This is a genomic window from Chromobacterium sp. Rain0013 (genome assembly GCF_015291765.1).
GTDB lineage: Bacteria > Pseudomonadota > Gammaproteobacteria > Burkholderiales > Chromobacteriaceae > Chromobacterium > Chromobacterium haemolyticum.
Window position 1 is genome coordinate 694,963 of record NZ_CP031514.1, and the last position, 17,138, is coordinate 712,100.

Here is a 17,138-nt window from a genome sequence, read left to right on the forward strand (position 1 = left end):
CCGCGGCCGCCGTTTTTGATGGCGCAAGGGACGGAGGCGGCGTTGCTGATTCGGGTCTATCATCAGACATCCCTTCACAGGAGAAGCGTCATGGACACCAGCGAGCACTCTCTGTCCGGCCTGTTCCGCCAGTTGGGCCTGGCCGACGACCCCGCCGCGATTCGCGCCTTCATCGCCAGCCATCCCTTGCCGCGCAGCGCCGTGCTGGCCGATGCGCCGTTCTGGACGCCGGCGCAGGCGGATTTCCTGCGCCAGGCCCTGGCGGACGACGCGGACTGGAGCGAGGAGGTGGATGAACTGGCGGTGTTGTTGCAGCTTGGCTAGTGCTTCAACGCGCGCAGCAGCGCCCGCACGGTATTGGCGGCGTTGTCGGCGGCGATCTGCATGAAGGTGTCCATTTCATTGGCGTGCTCGCTGCCGCCGGCCAGGTCGGACAGGCTGCGGAAGGCGATGAAGGGCACGCGGTTGGCGTGCGCCACTTGTGCCACCGCCGCGGTTTCCATATCCACCACCTGGGCCTGGTAAGTCTTGGCCAGATAGTCGCGGTAGCCGGCGTTATCCATGAAGATGGGGCCGGACAGGCCGTTGCCGCCGGCGACGATGCGCGGCGGCGCGGATAGGCAGCGTTTGGCGGCGTCGCAGCCGCGCAGGATGTCGGCCGGCAAATCTTTGGCCAGCCGCAGCAGTTCCGGGTCCACCTCGAACCAGAAGCGGGTTTCGCTGCCGCCGTCGGCGGTGGCCAGTTTGACGTCGCGCGGGTGGATCATGCCGTAGTTGGCGCGCGCGGCCGGGTCCGCGTAGGGCGGCGGCGCGTAGCGTCCGGGCGCGGTTTCGCGCGCGTAGATCGCTTCCGCGTAATTGCCCCAGCGCCGCGGCACCGCCACGTCGCCGATGCGCAGCCGGTCGTCCACGCCGCCGGCGATGCCGCTGAACACGATGCGGCTCACATTGAAGCGATCCAGCGCCAGTTGAGTATTCATCGCCGCATTGCCCATGCTGACCCCGCTCATGAACAGCAGCACCGGTTGGCCTTCCAGCTGCGCGGTGGTGAAGCGCACGCCGTTGACCCGGTATTCTCGTTTGTCCGAGGCCTGGCTCAGCAGCAGGGTTTCCTCCGGACCGAAAGCCGAAACCACGGCGGTGCGCGTCGTTGCGTCTAGGACGGGGGCGGCGTGAACGGCGGCGCTCAGCGCCAGTAGCGCGGAAACTAACTGAACCTTGAATGATTTCATGACGAAAATTCGAATGGAAATGGAATCGCGTCATGATAAACGGTTTTCGCGTCGAAACCGCGCATCAAGTCAGCAAGAATCGGAATGCCAATCGGGTTGATCGGCCTGAAACTGAAGCTGTAACCGCCCCGAAAACCGGCGCGGGCCTCATTCACTTTCAGGAGGAAACCCAATGAACGCATTGATCAATAAAACCGCCATCGTCACCGGCGCCAGTTCCGGCATCGGCATGGCGGCGGCCAAGCTGTTTGCGCGAGAAGGCGCGCGCGTGGTGTTGGTGGCGCGGCGCGTGGCCAAGCTGGATAGGCTGGTGTCGGAAATCGTCGCCGACGGCGGTCAGGCGGCGGCCTTGGGCGGGGATCTCACCTCGGAGGATTGCGCGCGCGCGGCGGTGGAGCTGGCGCTGGATAGATTCGGCGGCTTGGACATCGCTTTCAACAACGCCGGCAGCCTGGGCGCGTTGGGCTGCCTGGATCAGATTTCCCTGGACGACTGGCGCGCGACGCTGGACGGTAATCTCAGCAGCGCCTTTTTGTGCGCCAAGCACCAGTTGCCGGCCTTGCTGCAAGGCGGCGGTTCGATGATTTTCACCTCGTCCTTCGTTGGCCACGCCATCGGCTTTCCCGGTATGGCCGCGTACGCGGCCAGCAAAGCGGGGCTGGTGGGCCTGGCGCGCACATTGGCGGCGGAATACGGCGCCAGAGGATTGCGCGTCAACGCTTTGCTGCCGGGCGGCACCGATACCGAGATGGGCCGCGCCGCGGCGGCGACGCCGGAGCAGCGCGAGGCGGTGGCCGGCCTGCACGCGCTCAAGCGCATGGCCGCGCCGGAGGAGATTGCGCGCGCGGCCTTGTTCCTGGCGTCGGACGCGTCCAGCTTCGTCACAGGGACCACCTTGTTCGTCGACGGCGGGGTATCGATCAGCAAACTGTGATCAGAAACGCGCCACCATCTTGCGCTTCACCGTGTAATCCGGCCGCAAGCTGGCTTCGCTGTCCATAAAGTAGCGGTTGCTGTCCAGCAGGAAGTGCGGATCGTTCAGCTCTTCCGGATCGGCCCAGTCGCACAGCAGGTGATAGAGCGCCTGCGCGCTGTGGCAGCGTTCCAGCGCTTGGCGGAACGGCCGCTCCGCGAACATGCGCGCGCAGCTGGCTAGCAGATGCAGATGAGCTTCGCGGCTTTGCCGCGGCAAAAGAAGCACCAGCGCTGTATGCACCGGCTGCTGGTCGGGGGCGTCGAAGGCGATGGGGGTTTGCAGTCGCAGCATTAGCGCGCGGGCTTCCGTCAGGCCCTCTATGCGGGCGTGCGGCAGCGCGAGGCCATGGCCAAGCGCGGTGCTGCCGGCCTGTTCGCGCTCATGCAGCGCCGCGGCCAGCGTTGGGCGGTGCAGCGCGTGGCGCTGCGCCAGCTGGGAGGCGGCGTGCTCCAGCAGGGCGGCCTTGTCGGCCAGGGTTTGATTGAGCAGGATGTCTTGCGGGCCGCAGAGGTCGGGCAGGGTCAGCATGGCGGATTTCTCCTTTGGCTAGGGTGCGACCTCATCCTAGTCAGAGGGGGCTAAAGATCCGCTAAAGAAAACGCGCGGCGGCATAAAAATGCCGCCAACGCGGTTGGGCTTATTTTTGCTCGGATTGCGGCTGTTCGGCCTTTTTCTCCTGGGCCTGCAACGCGCCTTTCACGGCGGAAGCCTGCTCTTTCAGCTTATCCACTTGTTCTTTCAGTTCCGGGCTTAACGCGGCGCCGGCTTGTTTGGCCGCGCCGATGGCGGCGCTGGCTTGTTCCTTGAGCTGGCCCAGCGGCGCGCTGCTGTCCTGCAGCGAGTTGTGCACCGTGCCGATGGCGCTGGAGGCGGATTCCTGCAATTGGTTGGTTTGCTTCTCGCTGCAAGCGGCCAGAGCCAGGGCGGAAGCGACGGCGATCAAAAGCGTGGCGCGCATGTAAACGTCCTCGTTGGGGAAAATGCTGTATTGAGCGTCGGCGAAGGCCGAAGTTCCGTCGGTGGCTCCTGGCTGCAAGGCCAAGTGGTTCTTATGACTTCGTCTTGGCTGAGCCACAATGCGCGTATTGGGCGCGTTCGCGCCGCCACTGGAGATCGGCATGAGCAATACGTTTTCCATCCGTCCGCTGCGGGCGGAAGACTACGAGGCCTGGCTGCCGCTTTGGCGCGGTTATCAGCGTTTTTACCAAGTGACGATGGACGAGGCCACCATCAACGGGACCTGGCGGCGTTATGTGCTGCCGGATCACGCGATGCGCGGCTGGCTGGCCTGGGACGGCGAGCGGGCGGTGGGCTTGGTGCATATCGTATTGCACCCCAGCAGTTGGACTCTGGGCGATTATTGTTATTTGCAGGATCTGTTCGTGGCTGAGGATTGCCGCGGCCTGGGCGCCGGGCGGCAGTTGATCGAATGGGTGTACCAGTGGGCGAGCAAACGGGAATGCTCGCGAGTGTATTGGCTGACTCATGAGACCAACGCCACCGCAAGACGGCTCTACGACCAATTGGCGGAGAACCTGGGCTATATCCAGTATCGCAAGCAACTGACGGCCATCTAGGAGCGTCAGGCCATCAGCGCGGCCGCCAGCGCTCCCGGCGCGCGCTCCACGCGCAGCCGCGGCGCGCCGTGCCAGTCCGCCAGTTTTTGCAGCGCGGCCTTAAGGTCCGCTGTGAGCCGGGCACTGTGGCGGACGCCGGGTTCCAGGTACAGCGCCTTGACTTCGAATACGCCCTGGGCGCGGTGGGCCTTGGCGTCCAGCCGGCCCACCAGTTTGCCGCGGTTGAGAATGGGCAGCACGAAATAGCCGTACTGGCGTTTGGGCGCCGGGGTATAGCATTCGATGCGGTAGTCGAAGTCGAACAGTTCCGAGGCGCGCTTGCGGTCCCAGACCAGCGGGTCGAACGGCGACAGAATGGCGGTGGCGCTGGCTTTGAGTTCGCCGGAGGCGGCTTCCGCCAGATCGGCGTCGACGAAGACGTCGTGTTGCCAGCCGTCGATGCGGGCTGGAATCAGTTCGCCAGCGTCGGCCATCTGGTGCAGCATGGCGTCGTAGCGGCTGCGCTTGAGGCGGTAGTAATCAGCTACCCAGCCGGCCTTGACCACGCCCAGCGCGCGGCAGCTGTTGCGCAGCATCCGCCATTGAGCCTGTTCCTCCGTGGGCAGATCGCGCGCGTCATCCCAGCCGGGTTTTACCCGTTCCGCCAGATCATAGACGCGCTGAAAATTGCGCCTTTCCTTGACCATCAGCCGTCCCAGCGTGAACAGGACTTCCAGGTGGCGTTTCTCCGGTTTCCAGTCCCACCAGCCGTTGCCCTTGCCGTCTTTGCGTTCAAAGTCCGCCGAACGCGCCGGGCCGTTGGCGCGGATGCCTTCGACCAGCGCGTCGATGTCTGCGCGGTGTTGCTCCAGCCAGCGCAGAGAGAACTTCCAGCCCATCGCCTCCGGTTTGAGCATGCGGTGACGGAGCAGACCGTAGTCCTCGGAGGGGACGAAACAGGCTTCGTGCGCCCAGTATTCAAATATACGGCCTTCGGCGAGCAATTCGTCCAGCCAGACGGGGTCGTAAGATCCCAGCCGGCTGTGCAGCACTAGATAGGGGCTGCGCGCCACTACGTGGATGGTGTCGATCTGCAATAGCGCCATGCGGCGGATGGCGGCCAGCACGTCGGCCTTGCCGGCTTTGCGGCGCGGCGGGTTCAGCAGGCCTTGGGCGGCCAGTTGCAGATGGCGGGCTTGCTGCGGCGACAGGTGCAAAAGGGACATGGCATAGTCATCGGTAGGACAAGTGGATGACTATAACAAAAACCGTTTTGCTCATGGGGGAGAGAGCGATCTGCCTAGAATTTGTTCCAAGTTTCGCGTGCAAGGGAACAGGTTCTTAGGGTTTGGCGGAGGCGTGGCCGGCGAAGAACTGCTTCACCAACTGTTGATAACTGCCGTCCTGGCGCATTTTCTCCAGTGCCTGATTGAAGCGGTGCAGCAGCGGCAGTTGCGGCGAGGTTTTGTTGATGGCCAGATAAGTGGCTTTGCTGGCCAGGATGGCCGGCGCCACCGCCAGGTTGGAATAGGCGCCGTTTTGCAGCCTGGCGTCCATCGCCTCCTGTATCGCCAGCACTGCGTCCAGATTGCCGCGTTGCAGCAGCAGAAGGTTTTGGCGGTCCGAGTCGCCCTCATAGGCAATGAAACGCTTGTCGGCGCGCGCGCGGTCAAACTCGTCGCCGTAGCTCCAGCCCGCCATCACGCCGACGCGCTTATTGTCCAGGTCCGGCAGGCCTCGGAACTCGATCGGGTGCTGGCGGAGATAGACCACCACGATGTGCTCCTGATAAAGCGGCAGGCTGAAGTCATAGCGCTGCTCTCTGTTGACGGTTTTGTAGATGCCGGCGGCCGCCATCGCGCTGCGGTCCAGTTCGAACAGCGCGCGGCGCCACGTCAAAGCCCGAAATACGTGGGGAATGCCGGCTTTGTCGCAAACGGCGCTGACCAGCCGCGGGTAGAGGCCGCCGACCCGCTCGTTCTCCTCGTACATGAACGGCGGCGCGTTGGCGTCCACCGCTACGGTCAGGGTTTCCGCGTCCTGTCCGCGGCAGGGCCCGGCCAGGCAAGCGCCGAGCAGCAGCAGGGTCAGGCCGAAGCGGCGGATGCTAGCGGTCATCGAGGCGAATCCGGAGCGTGCTGATCAACTAAGCATAGCCGTTGCCGCGGCCGGCGACGGCCAAACAAAAACGGAACCCGCGGGTTCCGTTTGCTTTGACGTTCAGCCTGCGCTCAAGGGTAGACGATGCGCAACAAATTAGTGGTGCCCGGCGTGCCAAACGGCACCCCGGCGATGATCACCATGGGTTTCCCTTGTTCCGCCAGGCCCAGCTTGGTGGCGGCGAAGGTGGTTTTCACCACCATGTCTTCCAGGTTTTCCGCGTCCGGGCCGTTATAAGCCACGACTCCCCAGACCAGGGTCAGCCGGCGCGCGGTGTCCAGCCGAGGAGAAAGGCCGAGAATGGGCGTGTGCGGGCGCTCGCGCGCCAGCCGCAGGCAGGTGGAGCCGCTGGTGGTGAAGGCGGCGGATACGGTGACCGGCAGCAACGAGCCCACCTTGCGCACACAGGCGGCGATGGCGTCCGCGCGATCCGGCGCGTCGGCGGCGCTGTAATCCAGCGCCATGACTCGGCGATAGTCCGGCGCGCCTTCCACGCGGCGGATGACCCGGTCCATGATGCGCACCGCTTCCAGCGGGAACTGGCCGGCCGCGGTTTCCGCGGACAGCATCACGGCGTCGGCGCCTTCGTAAACCGCGGTGGCCACATCGTTGGCCTCGGCGCGGGTGGGCGTGGGCGCGGTGATCATCGATTCCAGCATTTGGGTGGCGACGATGACCGGACGACCCAGGTGACGACATTGGTGAACGATGCGGCGTTGCACCACCGGCACGTCTTCCGGCGGCAACTCCACGCCCAGGTCGCCGCGCGCCACCATGACCGCGTCGGCCAGTTCGGTGATGGCGTCCAGTTCGTCCACCGCCGACGGTTTTTCGATCTTGACCACGATGCCCAGCTTCCGGCCTACCAGTTCGCGTAGTTCGCGCACGTCGTTGGCGGTTTGCACAAAGGACAGCGCCAGCCAGTCCGCGCCTTCCTTCAGAGCGAACTCGGCGTCCACCCGGTCTTTATCGGTGATGGCGGACAGCGGCAGTATGGTTTGCGGCAGGTTGAAGCCTTTGCGGCTGGACAACTCTCCGCCCACTTCCACCCGGGTGGCGATGCGGCGTTCTTCCACCTGTTCCACGTGAAACGCCAGTTTGCCGTCGTTGACCAGAATACGGTGGCCGGGCTTGAGCGCTGCGAAGGCTTCCGGGTGAGGCAAGCTGGCGCGTTGCGCGTCGCCGTCCACCTCGTCCAGCACGAAGTCGAACTTGTCGCCGGTGTTCACGGTAACCGGCGAGGCGAACTGGCCGATGCGCAGCTTGGGTCCCTGCAGATCCACCAGCACGCCCAGCGGGCGGCCGACCACGGCTTCGGCGGCGCGGATGGAAGCCAGGCGCGCGCGGTGGTCGTCGTGATTGCCGTGGCTCATATTGAGGCGGAACACGTTAACGCCGGAGCGGGCCAGTTCCAAGATGATTTCGGGTGTGCTGGAAGCCGGGCCCAGCGTGGCGAGGATTTTGGTGTTGCGAAGCATGACAGTCCTTTATGCCCGATCCAGCCGCGGCGTTGCGCGCGGCCGGACATGGCGGTGTTGTTTTGCCAATCACATCCGTGTGTCTTTCCATCCAGGCTGCGCCGCGCTTGATGGAACTGTCTGTCATGCTGCCACAGTCAGGCTGTAGCGGCTTGACTACGTAAAGCCGGCGGGGCGGAGGGCCGGAAAATGAGCGGCCTTTGTGCGAATCTCGCCACTCGGCTGGGAAAAATGTTCGTTTTTGCGCGTTTTTCCCTCCTCGGCGGCAAACAAGCCAAGCCACCGAAAAGCTGGCCCCGGGTGGGTCCTGGGACCAGAGCATGGTTATTTTATCTCCAGATAAAGACAAAAACTTTGTTGCAACACAGAGTCAGTGGAGAATGACGCGGGTCAATGCGCTGCAGCATAGGGCTTTTACTCGATAACTTACTGAAACAGCACTATTTGTAGTGAGACGCTACAGCCGCTAAACCCTTGTCTTTATTGCCCTGCAGCATGAATTGGGACGGCATGGAAAGTCGCCATATTAAGATTTTTTTACGAAGAACGATTGACAAGCTTTTGCCGGGGCCTAGAATGGCTCGAAAATAAAACGAACGTCATAAGTACAAAAAGAAACATTATCAATAACTTGAGCGATGGAGCACGGTCCGCAACAGGTATCCGTCGCCGCATGCAACGAACGAACATTCAGACATTAGGCCGCCCACCGGCTGAACAGGAGAAACCCCATGCAGGATCAATTCGTGTTGGCCTTGGATCAAGGCACCACCAGTTCTCGCGCCATTTTGTTCAATCGCAGCGGCGACATCGTGTCGTTGGCGCAAAAGGAGTTCCGCCAGATCTACCCGCAGCCGGGTTGGGTGGAGCACGATCCGCAAGAAATCTGGGGCGGCCAGGTGGGCGTGGCGGCCGAGGCGGTGGCCAAGGCCGGCATCGACGGCCGCAGTATCGCTGCCATCGGCATCACCAACCAGCGTGAAACCACCATCGTCTGGGACCGCGAAACCGGCCATCCGGTTTACAACGCCATCGTCTGGCAGGACCGCCGCACCGCGGAGTTCTGCGACGAACTGAAGGCGCGAGGTCTGGGCGAGTTGATCCGCTCCAAGACAGGCCTGTTGGTGGACGCCTATTTCTCCGGCAGCAAGATCAAGTGGATTCTGGACAATGTGCCGGGCGCGCGCGAACGCGCCCGCGACGGCAAGCTGGCCTTCGGCACCGTGGACAGCTGGCTGATCTGGAACTTCACCCACGGCAAAGTGCATGTCACCGACGTGTCCAACGCCTCGCGCACCATGCTGTACAACATTCACACCCTGGAATGGGACGCCGAACTGCTGGACATCATGGGCGTTCCGGCCAGCATGCTGCCGGAAGTGAAAAGCTCCAGCGAAGTTTACGGCCACACCCACGCCGCGCACTTGGGCGTGGAAATTCCCATCGCCGGCGTGGCCGGCGACCAACAGGCGGCCTTGTTCGGCCAGCAGTGCACCCGCCCCGGCATGGTGAAAAACACCTACGGCACCGGCTGCTTCATGATGCTGAACACCGGCGACGCGCCGATCGAATCCAAGAACAATTTGCTGACCACCATTGCCTGGCAGGTGGACGGCAAGGTGCAGTACGCGCTGGAAGGCTCCATCTTCATCGGCGGCGCGGTGGTCAAATGGCTGCGCGACGGCCTGGGCATCATTCGTCATTCCGCCGACGTGGGCCCGCTGGCCCAGGAAGTGGCCGACAGCGATGGCGTCTATCTGGTGCCGGCCTTCGCCGGACTGGGCGCGCCGCATTGGAACCCCAACGCGCGCGGCACCATCGTCGGCGCCACCCTGGGCACCAAGGCGGCCCACATCGCCCGCGCGGCGCTGGACAGCATCGCCTACCAGACCATGGATGTGCTCAAGGCAATGGAAGCCGATGCCGGCCTCGATATTGCCGAATTGCGCGTTGACGGCGGCGCCACCGTCAACGAACTGCTGATGCAGTTCCAGTCCGACATCCTGAGCGTGGACGTGGTGCGTCCCAAGATCACCGAAACCACCGCGCTGGGCGCGGCCTACCTGGCCGGCCTCGCCGTCGGCTACTGGAAGAACATCGACGACGTGCAGGGCCAGTGGCAGCTGGACCACCGCTTCAAGCCGCAGCTGGAAGCCGCGCAAGTGGCCGGCAAGGTCAAGGGCTGGCAGCGCGCGGTGAACGCCGCCAAGGTCTGGGCCGACGACGAACAAGCGTAAGCGGCGCGGGTTTCGCGCGCTGACTGGGCAAGCCCGTCGCCAAAGAGCGGCGGGTGGACGCACTCCTTATCCGGAAGAAACAATCATGAATCCTTTAATGGGCGAATTCATCGGCACCGCCTTGCTGGTGCTGCTGGGCAACGGTGTGGTGGCCAATGTGCTGCTGAAAAACACCAAGGGTCACAATAGCGGCCTCATCGTCATCGCCTTTGGTTGGGCAATGGCGGTCTTCGTCGGCGTGTTCAGCGTGGCGGCGATCAGCGGCGCCCACCTGAATCCGGCGGTATCGGTGGCGCTGGCGGTGGCGGGCAAGTTCTCGTGGGCCAAGGTGCCGGGCTATGTGCTGGCGCAGATGCTGGGCGGCATGACTGGAGCCGGCCTGATGTGGCTGATCTACCGCAAGCACTTTGACAGCACCGATTGCGCCGACACCAAGCTGGCCACTTTCTGCACCGGCCCCGCCATCCGCAGCCTGCCGGGCAACCTGGTGTCCGAGATTGTCGCTACCTTTGTGCTGGTGTTCGCCATCCTCAGCATGGTGGCGCCCAAGATGTCGCTGGGCGCCATCGACGCGCTGCCGGTGGCCCTGCTGGTGTTGGGCATCGGCGTGTCGCTGGGCGGCACCACCGGCTACGCGATGAGCCCGGCCCGCGATTTGGCGCCGCGCATCATGCACGCCATCTTGCCGATCCCCGGCAAGCGCGACAGCGACTGGGGCTATGCCTGGGTGCCGGTGGTCGGCTCCCTGATCGGCGGCGCGCTGGCGGCCTTGGCTTATACCTTGTGATACCTGGCCGGTTCTATGAGACCGGCCGCAGTTTTCGCGCGGCGGCGTTTTGGCCGCCGCGCTTGTAATCCGGAGCCGGCGCAGATCGGACCGTAGTTGCCACACTAAAAAATGAGGTGTTCCCATGATCAGCATGTTCCGTCCGGCGGCGCATCAGCCGCTATTGCCCTCCTCTGAGCAAGATAGTTTGTATCGAAGACTGCGCTGGCAGATCTTCCTCGGCATTTTCATCGGCTACGCCGGTTATTACCTTGTTCGCAAGAACTTCTCGCTGGCCATGCCCTACCTGGTGGAGCAAGGCTATTCGCGCGGCGATCTGGGCTTTGCCATGTCCGGCGTCGCCATCGCCTACGGCATTTCCAAATTCCTGATGGGCGCGGTGTCGGACCGTTCCAATCCCCGCGTCTTTCTCAGCGTCGGCTTGATCCTGTCCGCCGCGGTCTTCCTGCTGATGGGCTTTGTGCCTTGGGCCACCTCCAGCGTCGGCATCATGTTCGTGTTGCTGTTCCTCAACGGCTGGTTCCAGGGCATGGGCTGGCCGGCCAGCGGCCGCACCATGGTGCACTGGTGGTCGCAGAAGGAGCGCGGCGGCATCGTGTCGATCTGGAACTGCGCCCATAACGTGGGCGGCGGCCTGATCGGCCCCTTGTTCATCCTGGGCATGGGCTGGTTCAACGACTGGCGCGCGGCTTTCTACGTGCCGGCTGCCGCCGCCATCGGCGTGGCTATCTTTGCCTTCCTGACCATGCGCGACACCCCGCAGTCTTGCGGCCTGCCGCCGGTAGAGGCCTATAAAAACGACTACCCGGAAGACTACAACGCCAGCCATGAGCAGGAACTGAGCGCTCGCGACATCTTCAAGAAATACATCCTGCCCAACAAGCTGTTGTGGTACATCGCCTTCGCCAACGTCTTCATCTACCTGCTGCGCTACGGCGTGCTGGATTGGGCCCCCACCTATCTGAAAGAGGTCAAGCACTTCTCGGTGGATAAATCGTCGTGGGCTTACTTCTTGTACGAGTGGGCCGGCATTCCCGGCACCCTGTTGTGCGGCTGGATGTCCGACAAGCTGTTCAAGGGCAATCGCGGCGCCACCGGCATGCTGTTCATGGCCCTGGTGACCGTGGCCACCGTGGTGTACTGGCTGAACCCGGCCGGCAACCCCACCGTGGACATGCTGGCGCTGATCGCCATCGGCTTCCTGATCTACGGCCCGGTGATGCTGGTGGGTCTGCATGCGCTGGAACTGGCGCCGAAGAAAGCCGCCGGCACCGCCGCCGGCTTCACCGGCCTGTTCGGCTACCTGGGCGGCTCGGTGGCCGCCAACGCGGTGGTGGGCTATACCGTCGATCATTTCGGTTGGGACGGCGGCTTCATGCTGATGGTGGGTTCTTGCATCGTCGCCATCGTGCTGTTGGCGCTGACCACCTGGCACGGGCGGGGGCAGGACGCCGCCTTGAACCGGGCATAGATCCCGCAGGGCCCGGCGCTGCCGGGCGCTTTCCGAGGCGGCGACTCTGGTTGCCGCCTATTTTTTTGCGTATTTCCGCGTTTAGACGGAAAAATAGACAAAATCACGTTCTAATCACATTAAAACGAAAGCAAAATGTTGTATTTTTGTTCGTTTATAATTATTCTGGGTAGGATGGCATCGTTGGGGCGCTGACGCGCGCCTGCGAGGGAATAACGGCGCTAAGAGCCTGTTCAAAGTCTTGTTGGAAAGAGCGGGACAAGGCGGAAACCGCAGAGAAAGCGGAATGTACATACGGTACATGAGCATTTCGAAGGGGTACTCACCGTATAACGCCCCACGACGCGCAGCAGACTTTGAACAGGTTCTAAGCAGGCCCTTCGGAAGAAAGAGGTAGGGAAAATGGCAGTGGAGATTTACGACCTGATGGTGATCGGCGGCGGCATCAACGGCGCCGGCATCGCGCGCGACGCGGCCGGACGCGGCCTATCGGTGATGCTGTGCGAAAAGGACGACCTGGCCGCGCACACCTCCTCCGCCAGCACCAAGCTGATTCACGGCGGCCTGCGCTACCTCGAATACTATGAATTCGGCCTGGTGCGCAAAGCGCTGCAAGAGCGCGAAGTGCTGCTCAAGGCCGCGCCGCACATCATCTGGCCGCTGCGCTTCGTGATGCCGCACGACAAGAACCAGCGCCCGGAATGGATGATACGCTGCGGCCTGTTTCTCTACGATCACCTGGCGCGCCGCGAAGTGCTGCCCGGCTCCGAAACCGTCAGCTTCGCCAGCCACCCGGCCGGCCGGCCGATCAAGCCGGCGTTCAAGCGCGGTTTCGTCTACTCCGACGGCTGGGTGCAGGATGCGCGGCTGGTGGTGCTCAACGCCAAGGACGCCGCCGAACGCGGCGCGCGCGTGTTGACGCGCACCGCCTGCATCGGCGCCCGCCGCGACGGCGAACACTGGCTGTGCGAGCTGCAGGCCGAAGACGGCAGCCGCAGCCAGGTGCGCGCCCGCGCACTGGTCAACGCCGCCGGTCCGTGGGTGGAAAGCCTGATCAAGGACACGCTGGCGCTGCCGTCCAGCAAGTCCATCCGTCTGGTCAAAGGCAGCCACATCGTGGTCAAGAAATTGTTCGACCACCCCTATGCCTATATCTTCCAGAATCCGGACAAGCGCATCATCTTCGCGATTCCCTACGAGCAGGATTTCACCCTGATCGGCACCACCGACGTGGAATACCGCGGCGACCCGGCCAAGGTGGCGATAGACGATCAGGAAGTGGCCTATCTGTGCCAGATGAGCAACCGTTACTTCCAGACCCAAATCAGCCCGGCCGACGTGTTGTCCACCTACTCAGGCGTGCGCCCGCTGCTCGACGACGAGGCCAGCAACGCCGCCAGCGTCACCCGCGATTACTCGCTGGAAATGGACCTGAACGGCGCGCCGCTGTTGTCGGTGTTCGGCGGCAAGATCACCACCTTCCGCAAACTGGCGGAAGAAGCGGTGGACAAACTGGCGCCGCTGCTGGGCAACAGCAAGACCACCTGGACCGCCGACGCGCCGCTGCCGGGCGGCGACATGCCGGGCGCGGACTTCGAGCGTTTTCTGCTAAGCCTGCGTCAGCAGTACCCGTGGCTGCCGGAAGCGCTGGCGCGGCGTTGGGCGCGCGCCTACGGCACTCGCGTGGCCAGGCTGATCGGCGAGGCCGCCGGCCTGGAGCAACTGGGCGCGGAGCTGCTGCCCGGTTTGTACGAAGCCGAGCTGCGCTACCTGGCGGACGAAGAATGGGCGACGCGCAGCGAGGACATCCTGTGGCGCCGTTCCAAGCTCAAGCTGCACCTGCCGGCGCACGCCGCCGAGGTGATCGACGCCTGGTTGCAGGGCCAGAGCGCCACGCGGGAACAACGGCTGACCGCCTGAGCGACAATGAAGCCGAAGCGGCATTCGCCGTGTAAGGTTCCGCGACGTGAACAGGTTCTGAAGTAGAAGCCCGGCGATGCCGGGCTTTGTCGTTTCCGCGTCTTGCGCCGGGCAAGACGGTGTCAGGACGGCTCGTATCTCCAAGCGCAAATGTATAGACAATAATCCCGCTGTCCGTGTAGGCTTTTCCGCCCAGTCCCTTTGTTTGGCTTTCAACAAGCGGAAGGGCTCCCACAAAAGCTCCGCTCGCTGTGCAAGCAAGTTCGGCCAAAAGTCGAACCATAAAAAAAACCTCATTGCACCCGGTCTGTTCAGCGTCTGATGGAATACGGCGATAGCCAGTCCAGTTGGCGACTGAATTCCGGAATCATCCGATTCAGCCTCCCGGAGAAGCACATGCTTACTTTTGCTGGCCTTGCCATCATCGTCATGGTGGTGTCCCTGTTGATCCTGCGCAAGCTTGCGCCTGTTGTCTGTCTCACCTTGATTCCCTTTATCGGCGCGCTGCTGGCCGGTTTCGGATTCGCCGATATCGGCAAGTTCTATAGCGCTGGCCTGAACTCCGTCATCCAAGTGGCGACCATGTTCATCTTTGCCATTACCTTCTTTGGCGTGATGCAGGACACAGGAGTGTTTCGTCCCATCGTCAACGGCATGGTGGGGATTTCCAGAGGCAATGTCGTTACCGTGGCGGTGTGCACGGCGGTGGTGGGCATGCTGGCGCATCTGGACGGCGTGGGCGCCACCACCTTTTTGCTGACGGTGCCCACGCTGCTGCCCCTGTACCGGCGCTTGGGCATGAATCCCTATTTGATGATGCTGCTGTTGGCGTTGGGCGCGGGCATCCTCAACATGATGCCGTGGGCCGGCCCGCTGGGGCGCGCGGCGGCGGTGACCGATCTGGATCCGGCCGCGCTATGGCAGCCTTTGATTCCCTTGCAGTTGATCGGCGCGGGTTTGCTGGTGGTGCTTGCGGCGGTGCTGGGCGTATTCGAGGCCAGACGTTTGCGCAAGCAAGGCCCCTTGCAGGCGACGGACGATGCGGAGCCGCTGGAAGATCTCAATGACAAGCAGCCGCTGCCCAAACTGTTTTTCGTCAATATGGCTCTGTTTTTGGGGGTGATAGGCACTCTGATTTCCGGCATTCTGCCGTCCGGTTATATCTTCATGATTGGTCTGGGAATCGCCTTGGTCATTAATTATCCGGACGTGGATGAACAGTTGGAGCGCATCCGCGCGCATGCTCCAAACGCCCTGCTGATGGGAGCCATCATCCTGGCCGCCGGCTCATTTCTGGGCGTTCTCAACGGCAGCGGCATGCTCAAGGCGATCGCGGCGGATCTGGTGCGGGTTTTGCCAAGCGAGGCGACGCCCTACCTGCACTTGATCCTGGGCGTGTTTGGTCTGCCGCTGGATCTGGTGTTGAGCACGGACGCTTATTACTTTGCTTTGCTGCCGGTGATCCTGGAAATTGTGTCCGCTTATGGAGTGGAAACCACATCGGCCATTTACGCGCTGCAAATCGGCAATGTGATTGGCACTTTCGTCAGTCCCTTTTCCCCTGCGTTGTGGTTGGGACTGGGTTTGGCCGGCTTGGACATGGGGAGGCACATTCGCTATTCCCTGCTTCCGATGTGGGCCTTCTCGCTGGTTTTGCTTGGGGTGGCTGTTGGGCTTGGGCTGATCAAGATAGGCTGATTCTCAGAGCCTGTTCAACGTTTCGCGAGCAAGGCCGTATCGCCGACGCGCAGCAGGTCGTAAACACGTTCTAAGGAAGGCGCGCGGCGGCCGCTTTATCCGGCGGCTCAGCCGCCGGTTTTGTCTCGCGCGGGCCTTGGTCCGCAAAAACTGTTACCTTATCCGCTCCACGCCTGAAGGCAAGGCACGCTGCAAAAGCCTGTTTACGCCCTTGAGCTTGCGTCAAGACCTGGAACAGGCGCTATGACAATGGGAGGCCTTATGTCCGTAAAACGTCCATTTCGTCGCCATGACGCCGCCGGCCAGGCGGAGTCGGTCCAAGAACCTTCCTTCGCCGTCTGCCTGCCGCCGCGCTTGCGTCTGTACTGTATGGCGGTGCCGGCCAACGCGAGCGATCAAGAGGCTTACCGGATGGGCCGCGAGTTTGCCGGCCATTACATTGCACACGTGGCGCACCATCCCTGCGCTGGGGAGGATTCCCTGCTGGCGCGCATGGCGGAGCATGCCGATTTCACCGCGGAAGGTCTGGAGGGCGAGTATTGGGCCGGTTTCTTCTCCCTGCTGGAAGAAGCGGTGCTTAGCGCCGCCGAGTGCCTGGACGCGGATGACAAGGCGGGCGGCTCCATTCATTGAGCCCGCGTCGATACCGGTGCGAACTGGCCCCATTGGCGGGGCCTAGCGCATTGCCGTGTGGCGATTCAGTCGCGCTAATACCCCAGCAAAAAAACGCGTTTCCCCTTAGTCCGCGGGGGGCCTATGCTGACACGGATTCAACCGTGGAAAACCCGACGATGCAGATTGCCCTGAGCCCCGCCTTATTGTCCCGCCTGCCGCAGATCCAGGTAAGCGGTTTGATCGCGCTGGATATCAACGCCGCCGCTTTGCCCGCGCGGCTGCCGACCTTGCCGGAGCCGGAACGCGATCTGGACGAGTTGTTGCAAGCCTGGAAGCAGATGTACAAGGACTTGCCCGGCGACAAGAAAGCGCGCTGTTCGCTGGAATACCTGGTCAAGGCGGCGCAGAAGGACAAGCTGCGCAGCATCCTGCCGCTGGTGGACTTGTACAACCAGGCGTCCTTGCTGAGCCTGAGTCCGTTTGGCGGCGAGGACATCGCCAAGCTGGGCGGCGTATTGCAATTGGACCTGGCCGTCGGCGACGAGCCTTTTCTGCCGCTGGGAAGGGATCAAGCGGAGACGCCGCAGCCGGGCGAGGCGGTATGGCTGAACGGCGAACGACAGGTGGTGTGCCGTTGCCTGAACTGGCTGGAGTCGGACTTGTTCAAATTGGATGCCGGCAGCCGCGACGTGGTCTTCGTCAGCGAGCGGCCGGACGGCGGTTTTCCTTCCGGCGCGGCGGGCATGGACTGGCTGGCCGAGCAGCTGCGGCCGCATGCCGGGCAGCTGGTTCGTTTCGAGCTGGACGCGGCGCGGACTAGCTTTGAGCTGGTTGCTGTGGATAAAGTAGCGTAAGCAGGCTGGCTTGTGGATAAGCCGCGCTAGCCGCTTGCCGATACGGATGTCATTTAGCGGATGTGTGGCGCGACGGCGAGCTGTGGATAAAAAGGCTGGATAGCTTTTTCTGTGGATAAATGAAAAAGGACGCGATGGCGTCCTTTTTTGCGTC

General features: G+C 62.8%; 16 protein-coding genes. 10 read left to right on the forward strand and 6 right to left on the reverse strand.

Translation table 11 applies throughout. The features are described from left to right. Positions 1-90 precede the first annotated feature (90 nt). Positions 91-324, forward strand: coding sequence for a DUF2789 domain-containing protein (locus DXT74_RS03195; RefSeq protein WP_194427310.1), 234 nt, complete (start codon positions 91-93; stop codon positions 322-324). Here the strand turns inward: DXT74_RS03195 and DXT74_RS03200 are convergent. Beyond that, complete coding sequence (locus DXT74_RS03200; protein ID WP_194427311.1) at positions 321-1,232, reverse strand: 5'-methylthioadenosine/S-adenosylhomocysteine nucleosidase; 912 nt, start codon at positions 1,230-1,232, stop codon at positions 321-323. The two genes, DXT74_RS03195 and DXT74_RS03200, sit on opposite strands and share 4 nt — an antisense overlap. Positions 1,233-1,404: 172 nt before the next feature. Here DXT74_RS03200 and DXT74_RS03205 point away from each other — a divergent pair, with 172 nt between their 5' ends. Continuing rightward, positions 1,405-2,166 (forward strand): SDR family oxidoreductase, encoded by a 762-nt coding sequence (locus DXT74_RS03205; RefSeq protein WP_194427312.1) that lies wholly within the window; start codon positions 1,405-1,407, stop codon positions 2,164-2,166. Here DXT74_RS03205 and DXT74_RS03210 read toward each other — a convergent pair whose 3' ends face one another. Both DXT74_RS03210 and DXT74_RS03215 read right to left on the reverse strand, forming a co-directional pair. Further along, positions 2,167-2,736, reverse strand: a complete 570-nt coding sequence (locus tag DXT74_RS03210; protein WP_052370480.1) for a PTS sugar transporter subunit IIA — start codon at positions 2,734-2,736, stop codon at positions 2,167-2,169. Positions 2,737-2,845: 109 nt separating this feature from the next. Next, complete coding sequence (locus DXT74_RS03215; protein ID WP_231138263.1) at positions 2,846-3,328, reverse strand: hypothetical protein; 483 nt, start codon at positions 3,326-3,328, stop codon at positions 2,846-2,848. Here DXT74_RS03215 and DXT74_RS03220 point away from each other — a divergent pair. Continuing rightward, entirely contained in the window at positions 3,327-3,785 is a 459-nt protein-coding gene (locus DXT74_RS03220) for a GNAT family N-acetyltransferase (protein ID WP_194427313.1), read from the forward strand. The genes DXT74_RS03215 and DXT74_RS03220 overlap by 2 nt on opposite strands. Before the next feature lie 5 nt (positions 3,786-3,790). Here the strand turns inward: DXT74_RS03220 and DXT74_RS03225 are convergent, their stop codons facing one another. From DXT74_RS03225 to pyk, 3 genes are all read right to left on the reverse strand, one after another. After that, the gene (locus tag DXT74_RS03225) at positions 3,791-4,990 is read right to left on the reverse strand and encodes a winged helix-turn-helix domain-containing protein (RefSeq protein ID WP_194427314.1); all 1,200 of its coding nucleotides are present in this window, start codon (positions 4,988-4,990) and stop codon (positions 3,791-3,793) included. A gap of 115 nt (positions 4,991-5,105) precedes the next feature. Continuing rightward, positions 5,106-5,882 carry an ABC transporter substrate-binding protein gene (locus tag DXT74_RS03230; RefSeq protein WP_114152850.1) on the reverse strand — a complete coding sequence of 259 codons (777 nt, stop codon included), beginning with the start codon at positions 5,880-5,882 and terminating at the stop codon, positions 5,106-5,108. 113 nt (positions 5,883-5,995) lie between these two features. After that, the gene (gene pyk / locus DXT74_RS03235; protein WP_043636530.1) at positions 5,996-7,402 is read right to left on the reverse strand and encodes a pyruvate kinase; all 1,407 of its coding nucleotides are present in this window, start codon (positions 7,400-7,402) and stop codon (positions 5,996-5,998) included. Between the two features lie 731 nt (positions 7,403-8,133). Here pyk and glpK point away from each other — a divergent pair. From glpK to DXT74_RS03270, 7 genes are all read left to right on the forward strand, one after another. Continuing rightward, a complete protein-coding gene (glpK, locus tag DXT74_RS03240) occupies positions 8,134-9,639 on the forward strand; it encodes a glycerol kinase GlpK (protein WP_043636535.1) in 1,506 nt (501 codons plus the stop codon). Positions 9,640-9,724: 85 nt separating this feature from the next. Further along, entirely contained in the window at positions 9,725-10,426 is a 702-nt protein-coding gene (locus tag DXT74_RS03245; protein ID WP_039753674.1) for an MIP/aquaporin family protein, read from the forward strand. Between the two features lie 124 nt (positions 10,427-10,550). After that, positions 10,551-11,897, forward strand: coding sequence for a glycerol-3-phosphate transporter (gene glpT, locus DXT74_RS03250; protein ID WP_019100342.1), 1,347 nt, complete (start codon positions 10,551-10,553; stop codon positions 11,895-11,897). 402 nt (positions 11,898-12,299) lie between these two features. Beyond that, entirely contained in the window at positions 12,300-13,817 is a 1,518-nt protein-coding gene (gene glpD / locus DXT74_RS03255) for a glycerol-3-phosphate dehydrogenase (RefSeq protein ID WP_081556412.1), read from the forward strand. Between the two features lie 321 nt (positions 13,818-14,138). Then, the gene (locus DXT74_RS03260; RefSeq protein ID WP_337882500.1) at positions 14,139-15,515 is read left to right on the forward strand and encodes a citrate:proton symporter; all 1,377 of its coding nucleotides are present in this window, start codon (positions 14,139-14,141) and stop codon (positions 15,513-15,515) included. A gap of 261 nt (positions 15,516-15,776) precedes the next feature. Continuing rightward, on the forward strand, positions 15,777-16,148 hold the full coding sequence (locus tag DXT74_RS03265) for a hypothetical protein (protein ID WP_043636545.1): 372 nt from the start codon (positions 15,777-15,779) through the stop codon (positions 16,146-16,148). A gap of 143 nt (positions 16,149-16,291) precedes the next feature. Beyond that, positions 16,292-16,984: a B3/4 domain-containing protein gene (locus DXT74_RS03270; protein ID WP_194427315.1), complete on the forward strand. Its 693-nt coding sequence runs from the start codon at positions 16,292-16,294 to the stop codon at positions 16,982-16,984. Positions 16,985-17,138 lie beyond the last annotated feature (154 nt).

Coding starts and splice junctions, on each gene's coding strand:
- glpD (WP_081556412.1), top strand. CDS start 12,300: ATGGCAGTGGAGATTTACGACCTGATGGTGATCGGCGGCGGCATCAAC.
- DXT74_RS03220 (WP_194427313.1), top strand. CDS start 3,327: ATGAGCAATACGTTTTCCATCCGTCCGCTGCGGGCGGAAGACTACGAG.
- DXT74_RS03245 (WP_039753674.1), top strand. CDS start 9,725: ATGAATCCTTTAATGGGCGAATTCATCGGCACCGCCTTGCTGGTGCTG.
- DXT74_RS03205 (WP_194427312.1), top strand. CDS start 1,405: ATGAACGCATTGATCAATAAAACCGCCATCGTCACCGGCGCCAGTTCC.
- glpK (WP_043636535.1), top strand. CDS start 8,134: ATGCAGGATCAATTCGTGTTGGCCTTGGATCAAGGCACCACCAGTTCT.
- DXT74_RS03195 (WP_194427310.1), top strand. CDS start 91: ATGGACACCAGCGAGCACTCTCTGTCCGGCCTGTTCCGCCAGTTGGGC.
- DXT74_RS03225 (WP_194427314.1), bottom strand. CDS start 4,990: ATGTCCCTTTTGCACCTGTCGCCGCAGCAAGCCCGCCATCTGCAACTG.
- pyk (WP_043636530.1), bottom strand. CDS start 7,402: ATGCTTCGCAACACCAAAATCCTCGCCACGCTGGGCCCGGCTTCCAGC.
- DXT74_RS03210 (WP_052370480.1), bottom strand. CDS start 2,736: ATGCTGACCCTGCCCGACCTCTGCGGCCCGCAAGACATCCTGCTCAAT.
- DXT74_RS03230 (WP_114152850.1), bottom strand. CDS start 5,882: ATGACCGCTAGCATCCGCCGCTTCGGCCTGACCCTGCTGCTGCTCGGC.
- DXT74_RS03265 (WP_043636545.1), top strand. CDS start 15,777: ATGTCCGTAAAACGTCCATTTCGTCGCCATGACGCCGCCGGCCAGGCG.
- DXT74_RS03260 (WP_337882500.1), top strand. CDS start 14,139: ATGGAATACGGCGATAGCCAGTCCAGTTGGCGACTGAATTCCGGAATC.
- DXT74_RS03200 (WP_194427311.1), bottom strand. CDS start 1,232: ATGAAATCATTCAAGGTTCAGTTAGTTTCCGCGCTACTGGCGCTGAGC.
- glpT (WP_019100342.1), top strand. CDS start 10,551: ATGATCAGCATGTTCCGTCCGGCGGCGCATCAGCCGCTATTGCCCTCC.
- DXT74_RS03215 (WP_231138263.1), bottom strand. CDS start 3,328: ATGCCGATCTCCAGTGGCGGCGCGAACGCGCCCAATACGCGCATTGTG.